This window comes from Egibacteraceae bacterium, assembly GCA_035540635.1.
Classification (GTDB): Bacteria; Actinomycetota; Nitriliruptoria; order Euzebyales; family Egibacteraceae; genus DATLGH01.
Genome location: DATLGH010000092.1, coordinates 1 through 22,488 on the forward strand (window position 1 = coordinate 1; position 22,488 = coordinate 22,488).

Consider the following 22,488-nt stretch of genomic DNA (forward strand, 5'->3'; position numbering starts at 1 on the left):
GCCACTCCCCGCGCCGGTGCCGGCGGCAGCCGAGGTCGCCCCTGTCGAGGTGGTGCCCCCCGCGCCCCCGCCGCCGCCTCCACCGCCACCCGCACCGCCGGCGTTGCCACCCGGTGAGGTCGAGCGCATCCCGCTTGTGCCCGTGGAGCCGCGCCTGGCCGCCTTCTCCGGGCTGTCGACGTGGGTTGACCTCTACGACGTCGACCTCGCCCCGGAGGCGCAGGCGCTCGCCGCCGCGGCCGGTGGCGCGCAGGCGATCTTCGTGCAGACCGCGCGGTTCAACTCGCCGACCGACATCCACGACCCCGACCGGCTCGCGCGGCTCATCGAAGCGGCCCACGACCTCGGCCTGCTCGTGATGACCTGGTACATCCCCGATCACCTCGACCACGCGAAGGACCTGCGCCGCTCGCAGGCGGCGATCACGTTCGCCACCCCGCGCGGGGACCGCGCCGACGCCTTCGGGCTCGACATCGAGATGGAGAGCGTCCGCGACATCGCCGAGCGCAACCACCGCCTCCTCCAGCTGTCGTCCGAGCTGCGGGCCTGGGCCGGCCCGACGTACCCGATGGCGGCCATCGTGCTGCCCCCGCTCCAGCTCGACCTGCGGATGAGCTGGTGGCCGGGCTTCCCGTGGGCGGAGCTGCGGCCGCACTACGACGTGTTCATCCCCATGAGCTACAGCTCCTTCCGGGGCACCGACCCCGGGACGACGTTCAACTGGAACTTCCAGAACATCGTCGAGACCCGTCTGCGCACCGGCGACCCGAACCTGCCGATCCACATGGCCGGCGGCATCGCCGACCGCCTTCCCCACGTCGACGCCTTCGTCCACGCGCTCCGCGAAGGCAAGGTCCTCGGCGGCGGCCTCTACGACCTCCACACGACGCTCCCCAGCGCCTGGCCGCGCCTGCGGGCCCTCCGCGCGGAGTAGCCGCGCCCCGCCCCCGCCCGCCGCGCCCCGGCTACCGGAAGCCGAGGAGGCGCGAGCAGACCGGCCAGGCCTCCCAGCCCTGGTAGGCGAGGAGGATCTTCGCGCGGGCGATCTGCTCCTCCCGGCTGGCCTCGTGGGGCATGCCGGCGCCGCCGACCCACCACCAGCTCGACGGGAGGAACTGGAGCCCGCCGTAGTAGCCGTTGCCGGAGTCGAGGTGCCAGCGGCCGCTCGACTCGCACCAGGCCAGGCGGTCCCACACGTCGTCCCACTGCTCGGGGGACACGGAGGTGACGCCGAGCTCGATGACCCGGTCGGGTACGAGGGAGGCGCCGTGGCCCCCGACCTGCGAGCCGAGCTCGGAGGCGACCCGGGACGGGCGTGACCCGTCGGTGAGGGAGACGAGCAGCGAGGGGTGCGTGGCGATGCCGAGGTCGAGCGCGGTGGCGGCGCTCATGACGACGTCGGCCACGGGGTCGTGGCCGATCGCGGCGATGGCGCCGACGGGCAGCGGGCGTCGGTCGGGGAGGGCGATCGCACCCCCGAGGCCAACGCCGAGCCGCCCGGCGGCGGCGTGCTCGACGACCGCGGCGCCGTCGACGAGGTGCTGCCAGACGCCCACCGCGTCCGCGGTGACCTGGGGCGTGAAGACGCGGAACCCCCGCGGGTCGACCACGGCGACGCGGACCTCGTGGGCCTGGCCGTCGGCTCCCGGGACGGGGAGGTGCGCGATGCCCACGACCGTGGCGAAGCGCACCGCCGGGTGCCCCAGGGCGATCGACAACGGGTCCTCGGCGGTCACCCCGTCCACGCGCACGGCCGGACGCTGCACGACGACCGCACCGAAGTCCTCGGGCGGCGGGAGGTCCGCCGGGGCGGGAGGGCGCTCGACGGGGGTGATGGCCTCCGATGCGGGAGGCGGCGCGCCCTCCGGCGTGCCGGGCGGTGCCGGCGCACGACCGCGCGCGGGGCGCGCGGTGTCCTCGCCGGTCGAGCGGGGCGCGACCGCTCCGCTGGCGGTAGCCGACGAGGCGAGCTCCGCCGACCGGTGCTCCACAGCCGTGCGCGTGCCGAGGAGGAGTAGGGCAAGAGCCACAACCAAGACCACCACGAGCAGTCGTTGGCTCGGCTGGGCGCGCCCGCGTGCGTCTCCCACGTCGCTGAAAGCAGGAACGGTACGTCCTTCCAGGAAGGCAACAGGGGCGTGGGGAAGCCGCGCGCAAGGTTAACGGACCGGCGGCCCGCGGTCACGCCGGTCGGACGCCCACACGGCGCAGGGCTCCTGCGCAAGCCCGAGCGACCGGGCGCGTCGCTGCCGCGCGAAGCGCTGGCGCCCTTCGATTCTGGCGCCGCTAGAGTTACGGGCTCACCCATCCCCAGGAAAGACCTGCCGTGGCACGCGAGTACGTCTACGTGATGAAGGGTCTCACGAAGGTCGTCCCCCCGAACAAGGAGATCCTGGCGGGCATCTGGCTGTCGTTCCTGCCGGGGGCGAAGATCGGCGTCATCGGCCCGAACGGCGCGGGCAAGTCGACCCTGCTGCGGATCATGGCGGGGGTCGACACGGAGTTCGAGGGGGAGGCGTGGGCCGCGTCCGGCGTGCGCGTCGGCTACCTGCCGCAGGAGCCGCGGCTCGACCCCGCCAAGGACGTCCGGGGCAACATCATGGAGGGCGTCGGGGAGGCGGCCGGCCTGCTCGAGCGGTTCAACGTCCTGTCGGCGCAGATGGCGGAGCCCCTCGACGACGACGCGATGGCGAAGGTCTACGAGGAGTTCGCGGAGGTCTCCGACGCCATCGAGGCGGCGAACGCCTGGGACCTCGACCGCACGCTCGAGATCGCCATGGACGCGCTGCGCGTGCCTCCCGGCGACGCCGACGTCGCGACCATGTCCGGCGGCGAGGTACGCCGGGTGGCGCTGTGCCGCCTGCTCCTGTCGCGCCCCGACCTGCTCCTGCTCGACGAGCCGACGAACCACCTCGACGCCGAGAGCGTCGCCTGGCTGGAGCGCCACCTCGAGGAGTACCCCGGCACGGTCGTGGCCGTGACGCACGACCGCTACTTCCTCGACAACGTCGCCGGCTGGATCCTCGAGCTCGACCGGGGCCGGGGCGTGCCGTTCGAGGGCAACTACACGGGGTGGCTCGAGCAGAAGCAGGCTCGCCTCGTCCAGGAGGAGAAGCACGAGTCGGCGCGGCAGAAGACGCTCGCCCGCGAGCTCGAGTGGGTGCGGGCGTCCCCGCGCGCCCGCCAGGCCAAGTCCAAGGCGCGCATCCAGGCCTACGAGTCCCTGCTCGCCGGCGGCCCCGCCGATCGGGAGGGCAGCGCCGAGATCACCATCCCCCACGGGCAGCGCCTCGGTGACGTCGTCGTCGAGGCCGAGGGGCTGACGAAGGGCTTCGGGGACCGGCTGCTGATCGACGACCTGAGCTTCCGGCTACCGCCCGGCGGCCTCGTCGGCGTCATCGGCCCGAACGGCGCCGGCAAGACGACCCTGTTCCGCATGATCGTCGGGCAGGAGTCCCCCGACGCCGGGCACCTGCGGTTGGGCGAGACCGTCCAGCTCGCCTACGTCGACCAGTCGCGCGACGCGCTCGACCCCGACAAGACGATCTTCGAGGAGATCACCGACGGCCTCGACACCCTCCAGCTCGGCAGGCGGGAGGTCGCGAGCCGCGCCTACGTCGCCTCGTTCAACTTCCGGGGCCCCGACCAGCAGAAGAAGGTGGGTCACGCCTCGGGCGGCGAGCGCAACCGGGTGCACCTCGCGAAGCTCCTGCGCCGCGGCGGCAACCTGCTGCTGCTCGACGAGCCGACGAACGACCTCGACGTCGACACCCTGCGCGCGCTCGAGGAGGCGCTGCTCGAGTTCGCCGGCTGCGCCGTGGTGATCAGTCACGACCGCTGGTTCCTCGACCGCATCGCGACGCACATGCTGGCCTTCGAGGGCGGCAGCCAGGTCCACTGGCACGAGGGCAGCTACACCGACTACGAGGCCGACCGTCGGGCGCGCCTCGGCGCGGAGGCCGACCAGCCCCACCGCATCAAGTACAAGCCGCTCGTGCGCTCGTAGCGATCCCGGCGGGCCCCCGGCCAAGGATCATTCACAGGAGCCGAAAAAAAACGAGGCCCCCGTGGTCGGGCGGGGGCCTCGAGCGCTCGTCGGCGGGCTGCGGGCTGGACCACCTGGCGCTTCGCGTTGGCTCTACTCTGCCCCCTCCCCGGGGGCGTCACACCCAAATGCAGAAGTTTTTCAATCCCGTCAGGCGAAGGTGAAGCCGAGGACCTCCGCGAGCTCCCGCAGAGTGGCGCCGGCACCGGCGGCTGCCGCCTCGTCGAGGACCCGCAGGGCGCCCGGCGTGTCAAGATCGTCGTCGAGTGCCGCATGGAAGCCGGCGGCGAGCTCGGGCCGTGTCCCGTCGCCCCCCGCGGCGTCGCGCCACTGCTTGAACCCGGCCGCGGCCTCCTCGAGCCCCTCGTCGGTGAACGCCCAGTCGCGGCGGTAGTGGTGCTCGATGAGGTAGCGGCGGACCGCGCCCGGCTCGAAGCGCTCGAGGAGGTCGCTCACGAAGACGAGGTTGCCGAGGGACTTCGACATCTTCTGCCCGTCGAGCGACACCATCCCGGTGTGCATCCAGAAGCGGGCGAAGGGCGCCTGCCCGGTGAGATGCTCCGCCTGCACGATCTCGGCCTCGTGGTGGGGGAAGACGAGGTCGTTGCCACCGCCGTGGACGTCGATCGTCGCGCCGATGTGCCGCTGGGCCATCACCGAGCACTCGATGTGCCAGCCGGGACGGCCGGGACCGAAGTCGCTGTCCCAGCGCGGCTCCCCGGGGGCGCTCGGCTGCCAGAGGAGGAAGTCGAGGGCGTCGCGCTTGCCGGGGGCGCCGGGATCCCCGCCCTTCTCGGCGAACTGGCGGAGCGCCTCCTCGCGTTCGAGGCGCGACAGGCGCCCGAACTGCCCGGCGGCACGCGTGTCGACGTAGACGCGCCCGTCCCGGGTCGGGTAGGCGATCCCCGCGTGGACGAGCCCCCGGACCGCCTCGATGATCGCCGGCATAGTCTCCGTCACGCGGGGCTCCACGTCGGGTGGGCGCAGCCCCAGCGACTCGTTGTCGCGGGCGAAGCGCTCGACCTCCGCGCGCGCGAGGTCGCGGAAGTCCACGCCGAGCTCGCGCGCCTTGGCGAGGATGTCGTCGTCGACGTCGGTGATGTTGCGCACGTAGCGCACGGCGTGGCCACGGCGCTCGAGAACCCGCACGAGCACGTCGAAGGCGACGTAGGTGAACGCGTGACCGAGGTGGGTCGCGTCGTACGGCGTGATGCCACACACGTAGACGCCGACCACGGGGCCCGGCTGGAACGGGCGGACCGCGCGGGCGCTCGTATCGAACAGTCTCATGGACGCCAGCCTAGCGCCGGCGGGGGAGAGCCCGGCCGCGTGGTGGAGTGGACCAAGCGGCCGGGCCCGGGGGGCCTGACGTCTCGCGCTGTCGTCTCATGATGCTGCCCCCGAGCGCCGGTGACCATGGTCATCGCGGAGCATTTCGCAGGCGCGGCGGGGCTAGTGCGCGCCGTGCCGGTGCGCCGCGCCCGGGCGACGGGTCACACCCGTGTGCGCCGGCCCGCGACCGCCTGGAGCAACAGGAGGATGAGCACCGCACCGAGCACGCTGAACAGCAGCCCGAGCAGCCCCTGCTGCTGGACCCCCACGCCGAACGCGCCCGCGAGCAGCTGGCCGAGGAACGCGCCGCCGACGCCGACCGCGACCGTCGGCAGGCAGCCCATGCCGGCGGTGCCGGGGGTCACCAGACGAGCGAGCGCGCCGATGATGAGGCCGACGAACAGGGTCCCGATGATGCCTTCGACAACCATGGGAGGGACTCTACCCAGCCGTCACAGCGCGAGACGCTGCTGCGCGAGCACGGCCACCGGCGCCCAGCTGCGCCGGTGCAGCGCGCAGGGGCCGTGTGCGGCGAGGCCCGCCCGGTGCCCGGGGGAGGGGTAGCCCTTGTTGCGGGAGAAGGCGTACGGCGGGTGCTCGGGGCACGCGTCGGTCATGAGGCCGTCCCGCACGACCTTCGCGATGATGGAGGCGGCGGCGATGGAGGCCGACCAGGCGTCGCCGTGCACGATGCGCTCGTTCACGGTGCCGTAGCCGGCGAGGAAGTCCCAGTTGCCGTCGAGCAGGCAGACGTCGGGACGCAGGGCCAGCCCGTCGACGGCGCGGCGGGCGGCGAGACGGATCCCGTCGCTCATGCCGAGCCGGTCGAGCTCGTCGTTCGTCGCGTGGCCGACCGAGACGGCGAGGGCGAAGTCCTCGATGCGGGCGGCGAGCTCCTCGCGGCGTTGCGGGTCGAGCATCTTCGAGTCCCGCAGCTTGTACATGCGCCGGTCGCTCGGCAGCGCCACGGCCGCGTAGGTGACCGGGCCTGCCCAGGCGCCGCGTCCCACCTCGTCGATGCCCGCCACGACCGCGCCCTCGGCCCACCAGCGGCGCTCGTGGGTGAGGCCCGGCACGTCGGGCAGCCGTCGCCGCCGGCCGCCGCGGTAGACGACGTTCTTGCGCTGGTTCACGGGCTTGCCCATGTCGGGGCGCAACGCTACCCCACGAGCCCGCTGCCCCGCGGGAGGCGGTCGCTTCGCCGCCACGGGCGGTCACCGCTCGGCGTACCCTGGACGCGTCATCCGCACGACCAGGGAGCAGACGATGCGCAGGACGGTGCGCGCGCACAGTTCGGTCAACGCCCGCGACCGGCTCGCACGGGCCATCGCGCAGCTGCCCCCGCCGGCGCGCGAGGCCCTGGGGGCGGTTGCCGAACGCCAGGACCTGCCGCTGGTCGCCGGTGTCTGGACCGGGTCGGCAGGCGGCTGCCTCGTCGCGAACGTCGTCGCGACGCTCGACACGCCCGGCGCCGCCGAGCAGACGCTCGACCTGCGGGTGCTCGAGCTCATCCCCGAGCTGGGCAGCAGGGACCTCAACCGGCTGATCGTCGCCTGGGACGAGGCGGCGCTGCACGAGGGCCGCAGCGACGACGCCGCCCTGCGCCGCCTCCTGCGCGTGGCGCTCGACCGCGCGGGGATGGCGGCTCAGGAACCCGTCGGCGCGGCGCCGAGCTCGACGTCGACCGTGCGCTCGTCCTCGCCGCGGACGACGGTGAGCGCCACCTCGTCACCGGGGGAGTAGCGGCGGATCAGCCCCACGAGGCTCGCCATCGAGTCGACCGGGTCGCCGTCGACCGCGGTGATGATGTCACCGGCGGTCACGCCCGCGCGCTCGGCGGGCCCACCCGGCTCCACCTCGACGACCAGCGCGCCCTCGGTCACCCGCAGGCCGTAGAGCTCGGCGACGACCGGGTCGACGTCCTGCCCGCGCACCCCGAGACGGGCGTGCTCGACGAAGCCCTGCTCGACGAGCTGCTCGGCGATCGGCACGGCGGTCGTGGACGGGATCGCGAACCCGAGCCCCACGTTCGTGCCCGTGCCGGAGATGATCGCCGTGTTGATGCCGATCACCTGGCCGCGGTCGTTCACGAGCGGCCCGCCGGAGTTGCCGGGGTTGATCGCGGCGTCCGTCTGGATGAGGTCGACGAGGGGGGCCCGCGACGTCGGCACACTACGGTTGAGGGCGCTCACGACGCCGGCGGTCACCGTTCCCTCGAGCCCGAACGGCGAGCCGATCGCCACCGTGGTCTCGCCGACCCGCGGTGGGGACTCGGCGAAGTCGGGCACGGGCAGGTCGGTCGCACCCTCGGCACGAAGGACGGCGAGGTCGCTCGCGGGGTCGGTGCCGACGACCTCGGCGTCCCGCGGGGTGCCGTCGGGCAGGGTCACCCGCACCTGCTGCGCGCCCTCGACGACGTGGTTGTTCGTCAGCAGGTAGCCGTCCGCCCGGAAGATGACGGCCGAGCCCGATCCCGGACCGGGCGCGCCGAGGACGTCCACCCGGGCGACCGTGGGCAGCACCGCCTCGGCCACCTCGGCGAGCGAGGCGCCCTCCGCGGGGACCTCGGGCAGCTCGCCGCGTGGCGTCTCCCCCGACTCGACGGCGGGTGCGGCCGCCTCGGGCACCATCGCGCGGACCACGGGGACCGTCACCGCAACCGCCACGGCGGCGGCCACGAGCGCGGCGAGGAGCGCGGAGCGCAGCCCGCCCGACCCGCGGCGGCGCTCCGCTGCCGGCCCGCCGGCCGGTGCCTGGGGGGGAGACACCGGCGGCGGTGGCAGCACGAGCCGGGACGTGTCGGTGAGGGGAGACTGTCCCGGGAGGGAGGTTTCGCGGTTCATGTCCTGCTCCGAAGAAGGCGAGACTGGGTCCAACGGCTTCGGTGGCCCACCTTATGAGCCGGAGGGCAAAGAGCGCGGTGAGACGGGGTAAAGAAGTGGCAAAAGGTGTCGGCCTCGACGCGCCGGTCCTCCTCGTCGAGGACGACGACGGGATCGCCACGCCACTGGCCGCCGCCCTGCGCGGAGCGGGTTACCCCGTGGTGCGGACCGCGACCGGCGAGGCGGCGCTCGCCCGGGCGGCCGAGGGGGTCGCCGCGGTCGTGCTCGACCTCGGCCTGCCCGACATCGACGGCGTGGAGGTGTGCCGCCGGCTGCGGCAGGTGGCCCCGGGCGTGCCGGTGCTCATGCTGACCGCGCGGAGCACCGAGGCCGACGTCGTCGTGGGGCTCGACGCCGGCGCCGACGACTACGTCGCCAAGCCGTTCCGCCTCGCGGAGCTGCTCGCCCGGCTGCGGGCGCTGCTGCGCCGCTCCGCCGCACCCGACGACCCCGCGCCGGTCGCCGCGCCCCCCGTGGTCCCGCGGTCCTCGCCGCTCACCGCGCCGCGGCCCGTCCCGCTCGTCGCTCAGGACGTCCGCGTCGACACCGCCGCGCGCCGGGCCTGGCGCGGCGACACGGAGCTCACCCTGGCGCCGAAGGAGTTCGACCTCCTCGCGCTGCTCGTCGCGGAGGCCGGCGCGGCCGTGACCCGCGAGCGCATCATGACCGAGGTCTGGGAGACCGACTGGTACGGCTCCACGAAGACGCTCGACATGCACGTGTCGTGGCTGCGGCGCAAGCTCGGTGACTCGGCGGGCCGGCCCCGCTACCTCACGACGGTCCGCGGGGTGGGGTTCCGCTTCGAGGCGCAGCCACCCCGGGCATGAGGCGGCGGCTGCTGCTGTCGACGCTTACCGCCGTCGTCGCGGCGGTGCTGCTCCTCGGCGCGCCCCTCGCGGGAGCAGTGCGCGGCCTTCTCATCGGTCAGGCCCTCGACGAGCTCGAGCAGCTCGCGCAGAGCGCCGGGGTCGTTCTCGACGAGCAGGCCGCGCTTCCGGCCGACCTCGGGCTGCTCGTCCTCGCCGAGAGCACCGGGACCCGCCTTGCCCTGCTCACGGGTGACGGGCGGGTGCTCGTCGACAGCGGGGGGGCGCCGCGGGGCGCGATCGCCTCCGGCCCCGACGTCGCCCGGGCGGCGCAGGGCCGGGTCGGCCGGGCGCGCGGCGCGGGGCTCCTCAGCGTCGCCGTCCCGGTCGAGCGTGCCGGTCAGGCGCTCATCCTGCGGGCCACCGCCGACGACGCGCCGCTGCGGCGGGCGGTGCGCCGGTCCTGGCTGCAGATCGCCGGCCTGGCCGCGACCGCCCTCGCGGTCGGGGCGCTGCTCGCCATCTGGCAGGGGCGGCGCCTGGCCGTGCCGCTCGAGGACCTCGCCGCATCAGCCCGCCGGCTCGGCGAGGGGGACTTCTCCGCCCGCGCGCCCCGCAGCGGACTGCCGGAGCCCGACGACGTGGCGAGCGCACTCGACCGGACGGCCGACCGGCTGGCGGCGATGCTCGAGCGCAGCCGGTCCTTCAGCGCCGACGCCTCCCACCAGCTGCGCACCCCGCTGACCGCGCTGCGCCTCCACCTCGAAGCGCTCGAGGCGCTCGTCGGCGTCGCTGCGCGCGATGGCGCCGCCGCGGGGGACGGCGCCGCTCGGCTCGTCACGGCGGCGATCGCCGAGGCGGACCGTCTGGAGGCGACGATCGAGGAGCTGCTCGCGCTGGCGGCCGCGCCGGCCGGCGGCGAGCGCCTCGACCTCGGCAGGCTCGTCGCCGACCGGCTCGACGCCTGGCAGGCCCTCGCCCGGGCTCAGGGCCGCGGGGTGGTCGTCGAGCAGGGACCGGCGCCGGCGGTGCGGGCGCGTGAGGCGGCGATCGGCCAGTGCCTGCAGGTCCTGCTCGACAACGCGCTCGCCCACGGGCGGGGCACGATCACCGTGGTCGTCGACGCGGTGGGGCGCGGCGCCGGTGAGGGTGGAGGGGGCGAGGAGTGGGCCGGGGCGCGGCTGTGCGTGGTCGACGAGGGACCGGGACCGGCCCCGCGGATAGCCGCGCAGCTCGAGGGGGGTGGCGGCACGTCGGGGCGCGGGCTCGCCCTCGCCCGCTCGCTCGTGGAGGCCGAGGGCGGGAGGCTGCGCTTCCACCGGGCGGGCGGCACGACGATGGTGTGTCTGCTGCTGCCCGCCGAGCCCGCCGACGCGCCGGTCGGGGAAGCCGGGGGTTACGCCGGCGCTCCCCTACAATCCGACCCATGAGGCTCCGCCGCTGGAGGATGCCTGCCACGGTGCTCGTCGCGGTGCTCGGCACGGTGGCGGCGGCGTGCCAGCCGGTGGAGGACTTCGACGACCTCGGTGACGCCCCCGACAGCGAAGCGCCCGCCGAGGAGCCCGACCGCCGGGGGGCGCCTCACGTCGCGCTGCCCACGACCCTCGCCGAGACGCTCGAGCGGGGCGAGGACGAGGCCGTGCAATGGCAGAACGGCGCCCGGCTGGCGGAGGTCGTCGTCGACGTGACCGACGACGGCGGTCTCGCCGAGGGCCGCCTCATCTACCTCGCACCCGACGCCGACCGGATCCTCACGGTGAGCATCACGCGGGAGGGTGTCAGGCGGGACCGCCCGACCCTCGAGACGCTCGGGCTGCCCCCGATCCCCGGGCCCGCCGTCGAGGACCTGCCGCAGCTGCCGGCGGCGACGCGTGAGCCGGCCGACCTCGCCGCCGCCGCCGCCGAGGCGTTCGCGGAGTGCGGCGTGGAGGGTCGCCCGGCCACCGTCTACTACGCGACCGGCGCCCCCGTCGCCTGGAACGCCGACACGGGGCGGTGGGCCACGCCGCTCGAGTGGACCGCCACCGTCACCACCGAGGAGGGCGCGGGGGCCGTCCTTGACCCGGTGCACGCCACGGTCATCGACTGCCTGGCCGGGCCGGGCTGAGCGCGGCGTCAGGCCAGCCGCTTCCAGGTGTCGAGCGCTGCCGCGAAGCGCTCCCGCTTGGCCGGGTCCTGCACCCCCTGGCCTTCGGCGGTGGCGTTGACGAGAACGCCGAGCTTGCCCGCGTGGGCGTTGCGGTGGATCACCTGCGCGGCCTCGGCGGCACCCTCGAGGGGGTAGGTCCTCGTGAGGATCGGGTGGATCATGCCGAGGTCGACGAGCCGGTTGGCCTCCCACGCCTCCTTGTAGTTCGCGAAGTGGCTCGCGACCACCCGCTTGAGGTTCATCCAGAGGTAGCGGTTGTCGTACTCGTGGACGTACCCCGAGGTCGACGCGCAGGTGACGATCGTGCCCCCGCGGCGGGTGACGAAGACGCTCGCGCCGAAGGTCGCCCGGCCGGGGTGCTCGAAGACGATGTCGGGGTCCTCGCCGCCGGTCAGCTCCCGGATCCTCTTGCCGAACCGTCGCCACTCGCGGGGCTCCTGGCGGTCCCCGTCCCAGAAGGCATAGCCCTCGGCCTGGCGGTCGATCACGCGCTCGACGCCGAGCGACCGGAGGAGCTCGACCTTCTCGGGACTCGACACGACGCACACGGGGATGGCGCCGCCGTTCTGGACGAGCTGCGTGGCGAAGCCGCCCAGTCCCCCGGTCGCGCCCCAGATGAGGACGATGTCGCCCTGCTTCATGCGGGCGGCGTTGCGTCCCACGAGCATGCGGTAGCTCGTCGCGAGCGTGAGCGACAGGCAGGCCGCCTCCTCCCAGGTGAGGTGCGTGGGCATCGGCATGAGCTGGTTGCCCTTCACGAGGGCGAGCTCGGCCATGCCGCCGAAGTTCGTCTCGAAGCCCCAGATCCGCTGCCGGGCGTCGAGCATCGAGTCGTCGTGGCCCTCGGGGCCCTCCATGTCGACGGCGTTGCAGTGCACGGTGACGCGGTCACCGGGTCTCCAGCGGGTCACCCCCGGGCCGGTGCGCACGACGACGCCGGCGGCGTCGGACCCGACGATGTGGTGGTCGAGGTCGTGACGGCGGCCGAGGTCGGACTCGCGTCCGAAGCGCTCGAGGAACACGAACGTCGGCAGGGGTTCGAAGATCGACGTCCACACGGTGTTGAAGTTCAGCGCCGAGGCCATCGGGGCGATGAGCACCTCGTTCGGCCCGAGGGGAGGGATCGGGACGACGTCGACGTGCAGAGACTCGCGCGGGTCCTTGTCGTGCGTCGCGAGGCCGGCGAACCGCTCGACTTCGCTCTTGCGGACCACCGCCGCTCGCATCTGCCCGGGCAGGGGCAGGGCGGCGACCTCGGCCGGGTCGACGTCGGGTGCAAGTGCCGCGTCGAGCAGGGCGCCCAGGGGCTCGGCCATGCTCTCCCTCCTTCGTCTCGGCGGCGGGCCGGTCGAGGGGGCAGGGTATTCGCACGCGGCCGGACGGCCAACCCGCGCGCCGGTTCGCCGCCGCCCTCGCGGGTACCTCTACGGCAGTGGCCGGGACCGATCGCACAGAGGTGGTGTCGGACCGTGCCGCGGACGTCCGCTCCCGCCTGCCACCGACCCTGCGTGACGTCATCGAGGGGGCTGCCCGCCACCAGGTCCCCGTCCTCGCGGGCGGGCTGGCCTTCTTCGGGCTGCTCTCCCTCGCCCCGGCCGTCGGCGTCGGTCTCGGGCTGCTGCGGCTGCTCGCACCCGACGCGATGATCAGCGCGCTCGTCGACGGGTTGCGGCAGAGCTTCCCCGACACCCTCGGGCTCGGTGTCCTCCTCGAGCAGATGGACGAACGCGCCGGCCGCTACGCCGGCGTCGGGCTGCTCGTGATGCTCTGGCCGGCCACCACGCTCGCGAGCGGTTGGAAGCGGGCGCTCGACGCGGTCTGCGAGCACGCCACGGAGCCGGCCGTGCGGGGGGTGCTCGGCCGGCTGAAGGGCGTCGCGATCGGCTTCGTGCTGCTCGCCGGGATGCTCGTCCTGCTCGGCGTCGCGGTCGCCGGGACGACGTTCCTCGGCAACCGCGCGGCGGTGTTCGCCATGGTCGCCGTGGCGGCGGTGGTCCTGCAGTTCGGCTTCGCGCTGCTCGTCTACCGGGTGCTGCCACCCGAGGCGCCGGCCTGGTCGGCGTTGCGGCCGGGAGCGGCCTGGTCGACGCTCGGGGTCTGCATCGTGACCGTCGCGCTGGCGGTCGCGCTCACGGCCGCCGAGCAGTTCGCGCAGCAGTACCCGCCGACGCTGTCGACCGCCGTCGTGCTCGGCCTTTGGCTGTACGGGGCCAACCTCAGCCTCCTGCTGGGCGCGGAGCTCAACACCGCCCGCCAGCGCTAGGTGAGCCGGTGCGCCAAACGGCCCTCACCCGTACCCGGTCCCCGTCTTCCCTTCCCCTTGGAAGACGGTCCGTGGTCGTCGTGAGGGCCGCTTGACGACGGCGACGATACGGTCGCCGGGAAAGCACCGTCAACCGCGTCGTCCACAGGCTTTTCCCCACCTTGTGGACGCAGGCACGACAGCCTGCGAAAACGGTGGACGGGTTGGGGAGAGGCCTGTGGACACGCGCGGGACGGGGAAGATTTTCTCGTCGGGAAAGCGGGCTGACCAGCGCGGACACCGAGGAGAGGCTGTGGATCGCAGATTTTTCTCGACGGGCCGTGGGCGCGCCGGTCAGTCCACGTCGAGCTCGGCCGCCGCCATGCGGACGAGCCAGCGGCTGGGGTCGCGCAGCTCCTCGCCGGTGGGCAGGTGGGCGGGTTCGCGCCAGGCCCGGTCGAGCCCCTCCTGGCCCCGCGCCGCGAGGACGGCCTCGCAGAACCCCCGGCCGAGCCGCAGGTCGCGGGGCTGCAGGTCGAGCCCGATGAGCTGCTCGAGGAAGCGCTCGCCGGGGCCCTTGGCTGCCCGCCTGCGGCTGATCGCCTCCTCGATGCGGGGCAGGGCCGTGAGCTTGTCGCCGGCTGCCGCCGCCACGACCGTCGAGACCCATCCCTCGGTGAACGCCACGAGTGCCTGGAGCCGTTCGAGGGTGGCGCGCTGCGCAGAGGTGGGCTCGACCGCGAAGGCGTCGGGGCGCCCGAGCGCCTCCCGCAACGCCTCGGGGTCGAGCGGGTTGGCCGCGCCGGGCGCCATGCCGAGCTGGCCGAGCTGGTCCATGAGCCGCCCGGGGTCGAGGTCGGCTTCGGAGGCGAACCGCTTGATGAGCTCGGCGACGTGCCCGCGCAGCCACCGCACGCCGGCGAACTGGCGGCGGTGGGCGGACTCGCGGAGCGCGAGCCAGTAGGTGAACTCGGTTCGGTCGAACCCGTAGTCGCGGGCGAAGCGGTCGGCCGTGTCGCCGACGGTGCCGATGGTGCGGGGGTCGAGGGTCGGCACGCCGAGGTCGTACGTGCCGAGCAGCTGAGCCGCGAGATGGCCGGCCACCGTGCCGATCTGCACGCCGTAGAGCATCGCGCCCATGGAGCCCAGGGCCTGGCCCATGGCCCCGGCCATGGCGTCGAACTCCTCGGGGAGCGACTTCGTGAGGGCGCTGCCCATGCCGGCCGCCAAGGGCTCGACGTACACCCCCAGGCCCGCGCTGGAGCAGGCCAGCCGCACCCACTCTCCCCGGCTCAGCGCGCGCACCGGGCCGTCGACCTGCGGCAGGTCGGTGACCTGGTCGAGCCACAGCTCGGCGACGTCGGCGGCGCGCCGGAGCTCCTCCCCCTCGTGCGCCGCGCCGCCGGTCGCGCCGGCGCCGGAGGGCAGCCGCCCGGCCGGGGCGCCGCCGCTCGGCTCGGCGACCGCGAGGGCCGTCTGGCTCGCGAGGTCCCAGTTGACCGGCCCGCCGCGCCAGGACATCACCTTGGCGAGCTCCCGGAACAGCGGCACGTTCTCGAACATGCGCGGATCGAAACCGCCGGAGAAGGGGTCCGTCATCACGGTCCTGCCTGTGGCGTGGGCGCACACCCGCCGACTCGGTGGGTGCTCGGGGACGCTGCCATGGTAGACGTGTACCGTTCAGAGTGGTCAGGAGGTCCCGAGTCTCCATGAGCACGGTCGCCGTCACCGGCGCGAACAGCCCGGTCGGTCGGGCCCTCGTCGCCCGTCTCGACGCGGCGCGGTCGGTGACCCGCGTGGTGGCCGTCGACCTCGACGAGCCCGACATGCCCGCCGCCAAGCTCGAGTTCCGCACCGCCGACGTGCGTGACCCGCTCCTGCCGAACGCGCTGGCGGGCGCCGACGTCGTGGTGAACCTCGCGGGACGGGCGGGCTCGACGCGCGACGAGGACACGATGTTCGCGCGCACGGTCAACGGCACGCGCAACATGCTCGCGGCGGCCGCCAAGGTCGGGGCCACGAAGGTCGTGCACCTGTCGAGCGCTGCCATCTACGGCGCGCATCCGGACAACCTCGTGCCCTTGCCGGAGTCCGCACCGCTGCGGGCCAACCCCGACTTCGGGTACGGCTACCAGCAGCTGCTCGCCGAGGAGCTGGTGGCGGAGTGGGCCGCGGGGCACCCCGACGCGACGGTGACCGTGCTCCGCCCGGCGCCCATGCTCGGACCCGGCGTCGACGGCTTCCTCGCGCGGCAGCTCGAGTGCCTGCGGCTGCCGCTCGTGCGCGGCCACGCCCCGCCCCGCCAGTTCGTCCACGTCGAGGACGTCGCCGCCGCGCTCGCGCTCGCGGTCACCGCCGACCTGCCGGGGCCCTACAACGTCGCGGCCGACGGCTGGCTGGCCGCGGAGGAGCTGCTCGGGCTGCTCGGCCGCAAACCGGTCGTCGTGCCCGAGGCGGTCGCGTTCACCACGGCCGAGCAGCTGTGGGCCCGCGGCCTGTCCGAGCTGCCTGCGGGAGCGGTCCACTACGTCATGCATCCGGTCGTGCTCGACACCGACCGGCTGCACGAGCAGGGTTGGGCGCCCACGCGGTCGAACCGGGAGATCATCCGCGAGTTCGCCGACGCCCACCGCCCCTACCTCACCCTCGGGCGGGTCAGGCTCCGCCGCCGTCAGCTAGGGTTCGGGCTCGTCGCGATCCTGGCACTGCTCGGTGGGCTGCTCACCTTCCGTCGGTCCCGCCGCTCCCTGTAGCGCAAAGGAGGACCCCATGTCCCAGCCGCCGCAGACCCCCCCACCTCCGCCCTGGGACGGAGGCGGCTCCTCGCCCGGCGGGCAGGCGACCTGGGACGCCCCCTCCGCGCCCCCGCCCCAGCGGGGTTCCAACGGGGTGGCCATCGCCTCGCTCGTGTGCGGGATCATCGCGCTGCTGCTCAGCTGGATCCCGCTCATCAACGTGCTCGCGCTCATCCTCGCCATCGTCGCCGTGGTCACCGGCGTCATGGGCATCCGCCGTGCGAACCAGCCCGGCGTCGGTCAGAAGGGGCTGGCGATCGGAGGTCTCGTCACCGGGATCCTCGGGGCCCTCCTGTCGGTGGCCATCCTCCTCGCCGTCTTCGCGGCCTTCTCCGATCCGCAGTTCCGCGAGCCGTTCGAGCGTCTCATGGAGGGGGAGGACCCGGAGCGGGTCATCGAGGACCTCGAGCGCCAGCTGGAGGACGAGCAGCGGTAGGTCTGCGCCGGGGCTTGTTCACGCCGGCTCGCCGAGCCCGCCTGTTGCGAAGCCGTGCTAGCCGGCCGCCGGGACGTCCTCCGGCACGATGTGGGCTGCGGCCCACGCGTCGTAGGCGGGGTCGAAGTAGCGGACCCGGATCTTCTTGAACTCCGCCGTCGAGTAGAGCAGGCGGTAGTCGGACAGACCGGTGCGCCGCTGGATGGAGGCGACGGCCTCCTCGACCTTGGCCTTCGACGTCGCGTGGATCATCCCGAACAGCGCGTAGGGCCAGTCCGGGTAGGTGGGGCGCCGGTAGCAGTGGCTCACGGCGGCGTAGCCGGCGAGCTGGTAGCCGTACTCGTCGGTGCGCTCCTCGGGCACCGCCCACACGCTCATGGCGTTCGCCCCGAACCCGGCGCGGCGGTGGTGGAGGACCGCGGCGAAGCGGCGCATGAGGCCCTCGTCGATGAACGCCTCGGCGGCCTTCACGACCGCGTCCTCGCTCGTGCCGAGGCGCTCGGCCATCGACGCGAACGGCGTGCGCTCGACCGTGAGGTCCTCCTGGAGCTCCTTGACGAAGGTGACCTCCTCGGGTGTGAGGTCCTCGGCGGTGCGGGGCGTCTCCCGGTACGCCGGCAGCGTCGACTGGGCGTCCATGGCCCGGGCGTCGGAGACGTCGAGGTCCACACCGATCTTGTAGAGCTTGAGCGTCGGCAGCACCCGCGTCGACGTCGCCCCCGACAGCCGGTGCAGCGCGTTCACGTGCGTCTGCAGGTCCATGTGGGGGGGCACGGCGACCGTCCACCAGATGTTGAACTCGTGGTTGCGCCGGTAGTTGTGGCTGACGCCGGGATGCGCGGAGATGACGGCGGCCGCCTCGTCGATGCGGGTCTCGTCGACGGCGGTGGCCACCAGAGACGAGCGGTAGCCAAGCTTGCGGGTGTCGAAGATCGCCGAGACCTGCCGGATGATGCGCTGGTCCTTCAGGCGCTCGTAGCGGGCCATCACCGCGTCCTCGGACTCGCCAAGGCGCTCCCCGAGCGCCGCGAACGGGCGCGTCACGAGCGGGAACTCCGTCTGGATGATGTTGAGGAGGCGCTGGTCGGTCTCGTCGAGGGTGACGCGACCGACGGTCTTGGCAGGCATGTGGCTATCGTACGGGCGATGCCGGCCCGCCTGCACGCCAGCCTGACCGATCACCCCCTGTCGGTCGAGGCCGCGCACGCCTTCGTCACCGACCCGGCTTGCGGAGCGGTCGTCGTGTTCACCGGCACGGTCCGCGAGGAGTCGGAGGGCCGGCGGGTGACAGCCCTGTCCTACGAGGCCTACGCCGAGCAGGCGGAGCGGCAGCTCGCCGCGCTCGCCGCCGAGGTGGCCGAGAAGTGGCCGGCCGTGCAGGCCGTGTGGCTCGAGCACCGGGTCGGCACGCTCGCGATCGGCGAGCCCTCCGTCGTCGTGGCCGTCTCGGCGGCCCACCGGGCCGAGGCGTTCGAGGCGGCCCGCCACGGCATCGACACGCTGAAGAAGACCGTGGCCGTCTGGAAAGAGGAGCACTGGGCCGACGGGGGCAGCCACTTCCCCGGCTCCCCCTGAGCCGGGCCCCCCGGAACGACCCTGCCCGTCCGGCCGGAACAGGAGTTGCGTCGACCGGCGGGCGGTGCCTAGGCTCGCCCCGTGTCCATCCTCCTCCTGCTCTGCACCGCCGCGGCTGCCGTGTGGCTCGCCGCGAGCGCCGCCGGCTCGTACCGGCGCAGGCGCTCCACGACGGGGCAGTCGGTCGAGGGGTTCGCCCGCGCGCTCGGCGCGCTCGACCCGGCGACGAGCAGGGCCCGACCGCTGCACACCCCGCCCCCGCGTGGTCCCGCCCCGCGGGGGCGCACCCCGGCCGGGCACACCCCGGGTGGTCACGCCCCGCCGTCCGCACGGGCCCGCAGGCCCCGCCCGCGCGGGCAGCCCCTGCGTGTGCGGAGGTCTGCTGATGCGGGGGGCCGCGGGCGGTAACGTCCCTACATGTCCCGCGACATCGCCATAGACCTCGGAACGGCGAACACGCTCGTGTGGAGCAAGGGCCGGGGCATCGTGCTGAACGAACCGACGGTCATCGCGGTCAACCAGCGCAACGGCGACGTGCTCGCCATGGGCCACGAGGCGTACGCGATGATCGGCCGGACGCCGGGCCACATCACCGCCGACCGCCCGCTGCGCGGCGGTGCGGTCACCGACTTCGACACCACCGCCCGCCTGCTGAAGCTGCTCATGCAGCAGGTCGGGGTGACCCGCTTCACGCGGGCGCGCGCGGTCATCTGCGTGCCGAGCGCGATCACCGAGGTCGAGCGCCGCGCCGTCCAGGAGGCCGCCCTCCAGGCGGGCGCGACCGCCGCCTACCTCATGGAGGAGCCGATGGCCGCGGCCATCGGCGCGGGCCTGCCGGTGCACGAGCCCGAGGGCTCGATGGTGATCGACGTCGGCGGCGGAACGTCGGAGGTCGCCGTCGTCTCCCTCGGCGGGGTCGTGGCGTGCCGGGCGGTGCGCGTCGGCGGCTTCGACATCGACGCGGCGCTGCAGGGCTTCGTCCGCCGCGAGTACGCGGTGGCAATCGGCGAGCGCACCGCCGAGGAGCTGAAGATCGCCATCGGCTCCGCCTACCCCCAGGCCGAGGAGCCGAAGGCGGAGATCCGCGGCCGCGAGCTCGCCACCGGGCTGCCCAAGGTGGTGGTGGTTGGGGCGGAGGAGGTCCGCGAGGCCATCGAGGACGAGATCAGCCAGATCGTCAACGCGGTCGTCGACACGCTCGGTGAATGCCCCCCCGAGCTCACCCAGGACCTCCTGGAGCGGGGAATGTGGCTCGTCGGCGGCGGTGCGCTCCTGCGCGGGCTCGACGCCCGCATCGCCCAGGAGACCCAGCTCAAGGTGAACCTCATCGACGCCCCGCTCGAAGCGGTCGTGAAGGGCGCCGGCGCGACGATCGAGTCCTTCGACAACCTCAAGGACCTGTTCGTCAACAGCTGACGCGGCCGACGTGGCGGGATCGCCCGCGGGCGCCGCAGGTTCCACTGGGTCCAACCGTCGTGTCCACCCGTACACTGGGTCGGTATGGCCGCCAGCCTTTTGACGCCCCTGCACCTGGCCGCCAGCCTGCTCGCGCTCTTCGCCGCCGCGGGGCTGGCGATCATCGTGCTCACGCGCCCCGGACGGCCCACGGCCGGTTCGGGCGGCCGGGGACCGGCGACGCTCGCGGCCGTGGGCGCCGTGGCGATCGCGGTCAGCCACGGCCTGTCGGGGGCGCTCGTCACCGGCCTGGGTGACACCGTCGCCTGGCTGCGCGCCGCCGGGCTCGTCCTCGTCGCGGTCGGGCTCTCCACCCGCGACGTCGCGCGGCTGAGCAGCCCGGCCGTGCTCATCCCCGTCGCGCCGCTGCCCGCCGCCGTGGTGAGCGCCGTGGCCGGCGGCCTGGCGGGGCTGCGGGCCCTCGTCGGCGGGCGGCGCACCGCGCTCGTCGGGCTCGCCCTGCTCGCCTGGGGGGCCGCGGAGTGGGTGGCGCATACCTCCGCGACGGCCGCGAGCTGGCTCGTGCTGGCCGGCTCGCTCGCGCTCGGGGCGTGGGTGTGGCAGGCGAGCGCCCGGCGGCTGCAGGCGAAGTTCGTGACGGCGTTCGTCGGCAGCCTGCTCGTCGTCGTGGTGCTGATGGCCGGGACCCTGTCGGGCCTCGGCTCGGCGGACCTCGTCGCCGAGGAGCTGCGCCGGCTGGAGGGCTCCGCGGAGCGCCTCGCGCAGGAGATCGCACGCTGGCCGGAGGACGCGGTCAGCGCGGGGGGCCCGTTCGCGGCCGCCGGCGAGGGGTTCCTCCGCATCGGCCCCGAGGACGAGAACCTCCTCGCCGTCGCGTACAACGCGTTCTTCTCGACGCAGGACTTCTTCGTGCTGCTCGGTCCCCGGGGGGAGAAGCTGTCGGCCTACTCGCCGACGGAGGACCTCGCCGTCGACTCGTTCGTCCTCGGTGTCGCGGGCACCCCCACGGTCGAGCGGGTCCTCGGCGGCGAGGCCGCGGCGGGCGACCTTATCACCGTCGCCGGCCAGATCGTCGCGGTCGGTGCGGTGCGCCTCGAGGACACCCCCGAGGAGGTGCTCGGCGTCCTGCTCACCGGCCGGGTGGCCGACGACGTGTGGGTCGAGAGCGCGGCGGTGCCCGACGTGCACGTCATCGTCGAGACCGGCGAGAACTTCACCGCGGCCTCCGAGGGGGTCGAGAGCGCGTCGCCGCGCATCGTCGCGCAGCTCGCCGACGGGGCGACCCGCCAGGCGCTGACCGCCGACGGGCGCGTGTGGTACGCGGCGGCGCAGCCCATCCGCGACCCGGGTGGCGACCCGGTCGGGCGGGTCGTGGCCGTCTCGACCTCCGACGTCATCGCCCAGCTCGAGCACGACATGGCGCAGCGGCTGTTCCTGCTCGCCCTGCTCGGCGCGCTGTTCGCCGGGGCGGTCGCGGCGCTCGTCACCCGGCGGCTCGTGGCGCCCATCCGCCGGCTCACCACCGCGGCGGCCGCCGTCCGGGAGGGCGACCTCGAGGCGGAGGCCGCCATCGACAGCCCCGACGAGGTCGGCGAGCTCGGGCGCACGTTCAACGAGATGACCGTGTCGCTCGCCGCCCAGTCCGCGCAGCTGCGGGAGGCCGCGACCGTCCAGTCCCGCCTGCGCGCCCGCATGGAGGCGCTGACGGCGTCGATGGGCGACGCGCTCGTCGCCGTCGACGCCGACGGCAGGATCATCACGTTCAACCCCGCCGCCGAGCGCCTCGTGGGCCGCGCGGTCGACGACGTCCTCGGGCTGCCGCTCGAGGAGGTCCTGCGGGGCAGGGGCCCGGGCGACACCGCGGCGACCGCGGCCCTCGGCGCCCCCGACAGCGAGGAGGCCGTCGCCGTGCAGCTGCTGCTCGAGCGCGAGGGGCGCGAGCCGGTCCCGACCGCCGCCACGGCCGCTCCCGTGCGCGACCCCGACGGGCAGGTGCTCGGGCGGGTGCTCGTGCTGCGCGACGTCACGCGCGAAGCCGAGATCGAGCGCATGAAGACGGAGTTCCTCGCCAACGTCAGCCACGAGCTGCGCACGCCCCTCACGCCGATCAAGGGCTACGCCGACGTGCTCGCCCGGCGCGACGTCGGCCTCGACGCGACCCGCCGGTTCGCCGAGCAGATCCTCGCCTCTTCCGCCCGCCTCGAGCGGATCGTGCAGATGGTCGTCGACTTCGCGGCGCTCGACAGCGGGCGACTGCGCCTGAAGCGGGAACCGGTGGCGCTGTCCGACCTCGTCGGTGAGGCGCTCGACGAGTGGCGCGCCCGCCACCCCGAGCGTGACTTCCACCGCTGGGTGGCGCGGGCCCTGCCGCCGGTGCTCGTCGACGCCGGCATGCTGCGCCGCTGCCTCGACGAGCTGCTCGACAACGCGGTGAAGTTCTCGCCGGGGGGCGAGCCGGTGACCGTCACCGCGAAGCTCGACACGGACCTGCCGACGCCGATGGTGCGCCTGTCCGTCCGCGACCGCGGTGTCGGCATCGAGCCGAAGACCGCGGCGCGGATCTTCTCCGACTTCTACCAGGTCGACGCGAGCGAGACGCGCCACTACGGCGGCCTCGGACTCGGGCTCGCGCTCGTTCGGCGCATCGTCGACGGGCTCGGCGGGGACGCCTCCGTCGAGTCGCAGGCCGACTGCGGCTCGACGGTGAACCTCCTGCTGCCGGTCGCGGACCACTCCGCGGCGAAGGAGGAGGAGGTCGACGACAAGGCGTCGGAGCCGGCTCGGGGCGCGGGCTAGTCAAATAGGGCGGC

21 protein-coding genes are annotated in these 22,488 nt (G+C 74.2%); 13 read left to right on the top strand and 8 right to left on the bottom strand.

Going from position 1 to position 22,488, the window contains the following annotated elements:
- The coding region (locus VM324_14355; protein ID HVM00472.1) for a hypothetical protein at positions 1-934 on the top strand (934 nt) is incomplete at its 5' end.
- 31 nt (positions 935-965) lie between these two features.
- Here VM324_14355 and VM324_14360 read toward each other — a convergent pair.
- On the bottom strand, positions 966-2,045 hold the full coding sequence (locus VM324_14360; GenBank protein HVM00473.1) for a transglycosylase family protein: 1,080 nt from the start codon (positions 2,043-2,045) through the stop codon (positions 966-968).
- Positions 2,046-2,326: 281 nt separating this feature from the next.
- On the opposite strand from VM324_14360, the gene ettA reads away from it, so the two are divergent.
- Entirely contained in the window at positions 2,327-4,006 is a 1,680-nt protein-coding gene (gene ettA, locus VM324_14365) for an energy-dependent translational throttle protein EttA (protein ID HVM00474.1), read from the top strand.
- Positions 4,007-4,195: 189 nt separating this feature from the next.
- Here the strand turns inward: ettA and cysS are convergent, their stop codons facing one another.
- From cysS to VM324_14380, 3 genes are all read right to left on the bottom strand, one after another.
- Positions 4,196-5,335, bottom strand: a complete 1,140-nt coding sequence (gene cysS, locus VM324_14370; protein ID HVM00475.1) for a cysteine--tRNA ligase — start codon at positions 5,333-5,335, stop codon at positions 4,196-4,198.
- A 203-nt stretch (positions 5,336-5,538) separates the two neighbouring features.
- Complete coding sequence (locus tag VM324_14375; protein HVM00476.1) at positions 5,539-5,808, bottom strand: GlsB/YeaQ/YmgE family stress response membrane protein; 270 nt, start codon at positions 5,806-5,808, stop codon at positions 5,539-5,541.
- A 21-nt stretch (positions 5,809-5,829) separates the two neighbouring features.
- On the bottom strand, positions 5,830-6,522 hold the full coding sequence (locus tag VM324_14380) for a ribonuclease HII (protein HVM00477.1): 693 nt from the start codon (positions 6,520-6,522) through the stop codon (positions 5,830-5,832).
- Positions 6,523-6,655: 133 nt separating this feature from the next.
- On the opposite strand from VM324_14380, the gene VM324_14385 reads away from it, so the two are divergent.
- The gene (locus VM324_14385; GenBank protein HVM00478.1) at positions 6,656-7,120 is read left to right on the top strand and encodes a hypothetical protein; all 465 of its coding nucleotides are present in this window, start codon (positions 6,656-6,658) and stop codon (positions 7,118-7,120) included.
- On the opposite strand, the gene VM324_14390 is transcribed toward VM324_14385, so the two are convergent.
- The gene (locus tag VM324_14390) at positions 7,024-8,220 is read right to left on the bottom strand and encodes a trypsin-like peptidase domain-containing protein (GenBank protein ID HVM00479.1); all 1,197 of its coding nucleotides are present in this window, start codon (positions 8,218-8,220) and stop codon (positions 7,024-7,026) included. The two genes, VM324_14385 and VM324_14390, sit on opposite strands and share 97 nt — an antisense overlap.
- Before the next feature lie 95 nt (positions 8,221-8,315).
- Between VM324_14390 and VM324_14395 the strand changes: the two genes are divergently transcribed.
- The 3 genes from VM324_14395 to VM324_14405 are packed head-to-tail and all read left to right on the top strand — an operon-like array spanning position 8,316 to position 11,172.
- Positions 8,316-9,086 carry a response regulator transcription factor gene (locus VM324_14395; protein HVM00480.1) on the top strand — a complete coding sequence of 257 codons (771 nt, stop codon included), beginning with the start codon at positions 8,316-8,318 and terminating at the stop codon, positions 9,084-9,086.
- Complete coding sequence (locus tag VM324_14400) at positions 9,083-10,495, top strand: HAMP domain-containing sensor histidine kinase (protein HVM00481.1); 1,413 nt, start codon at positions 9,083-9,085, stop codon at positions 10,493-10,495. The genes VM324_14395 and VM324_14400 overlap by 4 nt, the downstream gene beginning before the upstream one ends.
- A complete protein-coding gene (locus tag VM324_14405) occupies positions 10,492-11,172 on the top strand; it encodes a hypothetical protein (GenBank protein ID HVM00482.1) in 681 nt (226 codons plus the stop codon). Before VM324_14400 ends, VM324_14405 begins: the two co-directional genes overlap by 4 nt.
- Positions 11,173-11,180: 8 nt before the next feature.
- Here the strand turns inward: VM324_14405 and ccrA are convergent, their stop codons facing one another.
- Positions 11,181-12,530 carry a crotonyl-CoA carboxylase/reductase gene (gene ccrA, locus VM324_14410; protein ID HVM00483.1) on the bottom strand — a complete coding sequence of 450 codons (1,350 nt, stop codon included), beginning with the start codon at positions 12,528-12,530 and terminating at the stop codon, positions 11,181-11,183.
- 140 nt (positions 12,531-12,670) lie between these two features.
- Here ccrA and VM324_14415 point away from each other — a divergent pair, with 140 nt between their 5' ends.
- Entirely contained in the window at positions 12,671-13,477 is an 807-nt protein-coding gene (locus VM324_14415; GenBank protein ID HVM00484.1) for a YhjD/YihY/BrkB family envelope integrity protein, read from the top strand.
- 333 nt (positions 13,478-13,810) lie between these two features.
- Here the strand turns inward: VM324_14415 and VM324_14420 are convergent, their stop codons facing one another.
- On the bottom strand, positions 13,811-15,055 hold the full coding sequence (locus tag VM324_14420; GenBank protein HVM00485.1) for a zinc-dependent metalloprotease: 1,245 nt from the start codon (positions 15,053-15,055) through the stop codon (positions 13,811-13,813).
- Positions 15,056-15,165: 110 nt separating this feature from the next.
- Here VM324_14420 and VM324_14425 point away from each other — a divergent pair, with 110 nt between their 5' ends.
- On the top strand, positions 15,166-16,209 hold the full coding sequence (locus VM324_14425) for an NAD-dependent epimerase/dehydratase family protein (protein HVM00486.1): 1,044 nt from the start codon (positions 15,166-15,168) through the stop codon (positions 16,207-16,209).
- 16 nt (positions 16,210-16,225) lie between these two features.
- Positions 16,226-16,687: a DUF4190 domain-containing protein gene (locus VM324_14430; GenBank protein ID HVM00487.1), complete on the top strand. Its 462-nt coding sequence runs from the start codon at positions 16,226-16,228 to the stop codon at positions 16,685-16,687.
- Positions 16,688-16,744: 57 nt separating this feature from the next.
- Here the strand turns inward: VM324_14430 and VM324_14435 are convergent, their stop codons facing one another.
- Complete coding sequence (locus VM324_14435; protein ID HVM00488.1) at positions 16,745-17,815, bottom strand: AsnC family transcriptional regulator; 1,071 nt, start codon at positions 17,813-17,815, stop codon at positions 16,745-16,747.
- A gap of 18 nt (positions 17,816-17,833) precedes the next feature.
- Here VM324_14435 and VM324_14440 point away from each other — a divergent pair, with 18 nt between their 5' ends.
- From VM324_14440 to VM324_14455, 4 genes are all read left to right on the top strand, one after another.
- Entirely contained in the window at positions 17,834-18,262 is a 429-nt protein-coding gene (locus VM324_14440; GenBank protein ID HVM00489.1) for a molybdenum cofactor biosynthesis protein MoaE, read from the top strand.
- Positions 18,263-18,343: 81 nt separating this feature from the next.
- Positions 18,344-18,670: a hypothetical protein gene (locus VM324_14445; GenBank protein HVM00490.1), complete on the top strand. Its 327-nt coding sequence runs from the start codon at positions 18,344-18,346 to the stop codon at positions 18,668-18,670.
- 9 nt (positions 18,671-18,679) lie between these two features.
- Complete coding sequence (locus VM324_14450; GenBank protein ID HVM00491.1) at positions 18,680-19,678, top strand: rod shape-determining protein; 999 nt, start codon at positions 18,680-18,682, stop codon at positions 19,676-19,678.
- 84 nt (positions 19,679-19,762) lie between these two features.
- The gene (locus VM324_14455) at positions 19,763-22,474 is read left to right on the top strand and encodes an ATP-binding protein (GenBank protein HVM00492.1); all 2,712 of its coding nucleotides are present in this window, start codon (positions 19,763-19,765) and stop codon (positions 22,472-22,474) included.
- The last annotated feature ends 14 nt before the right edge of the window (positions 22,475-22,488 follow it).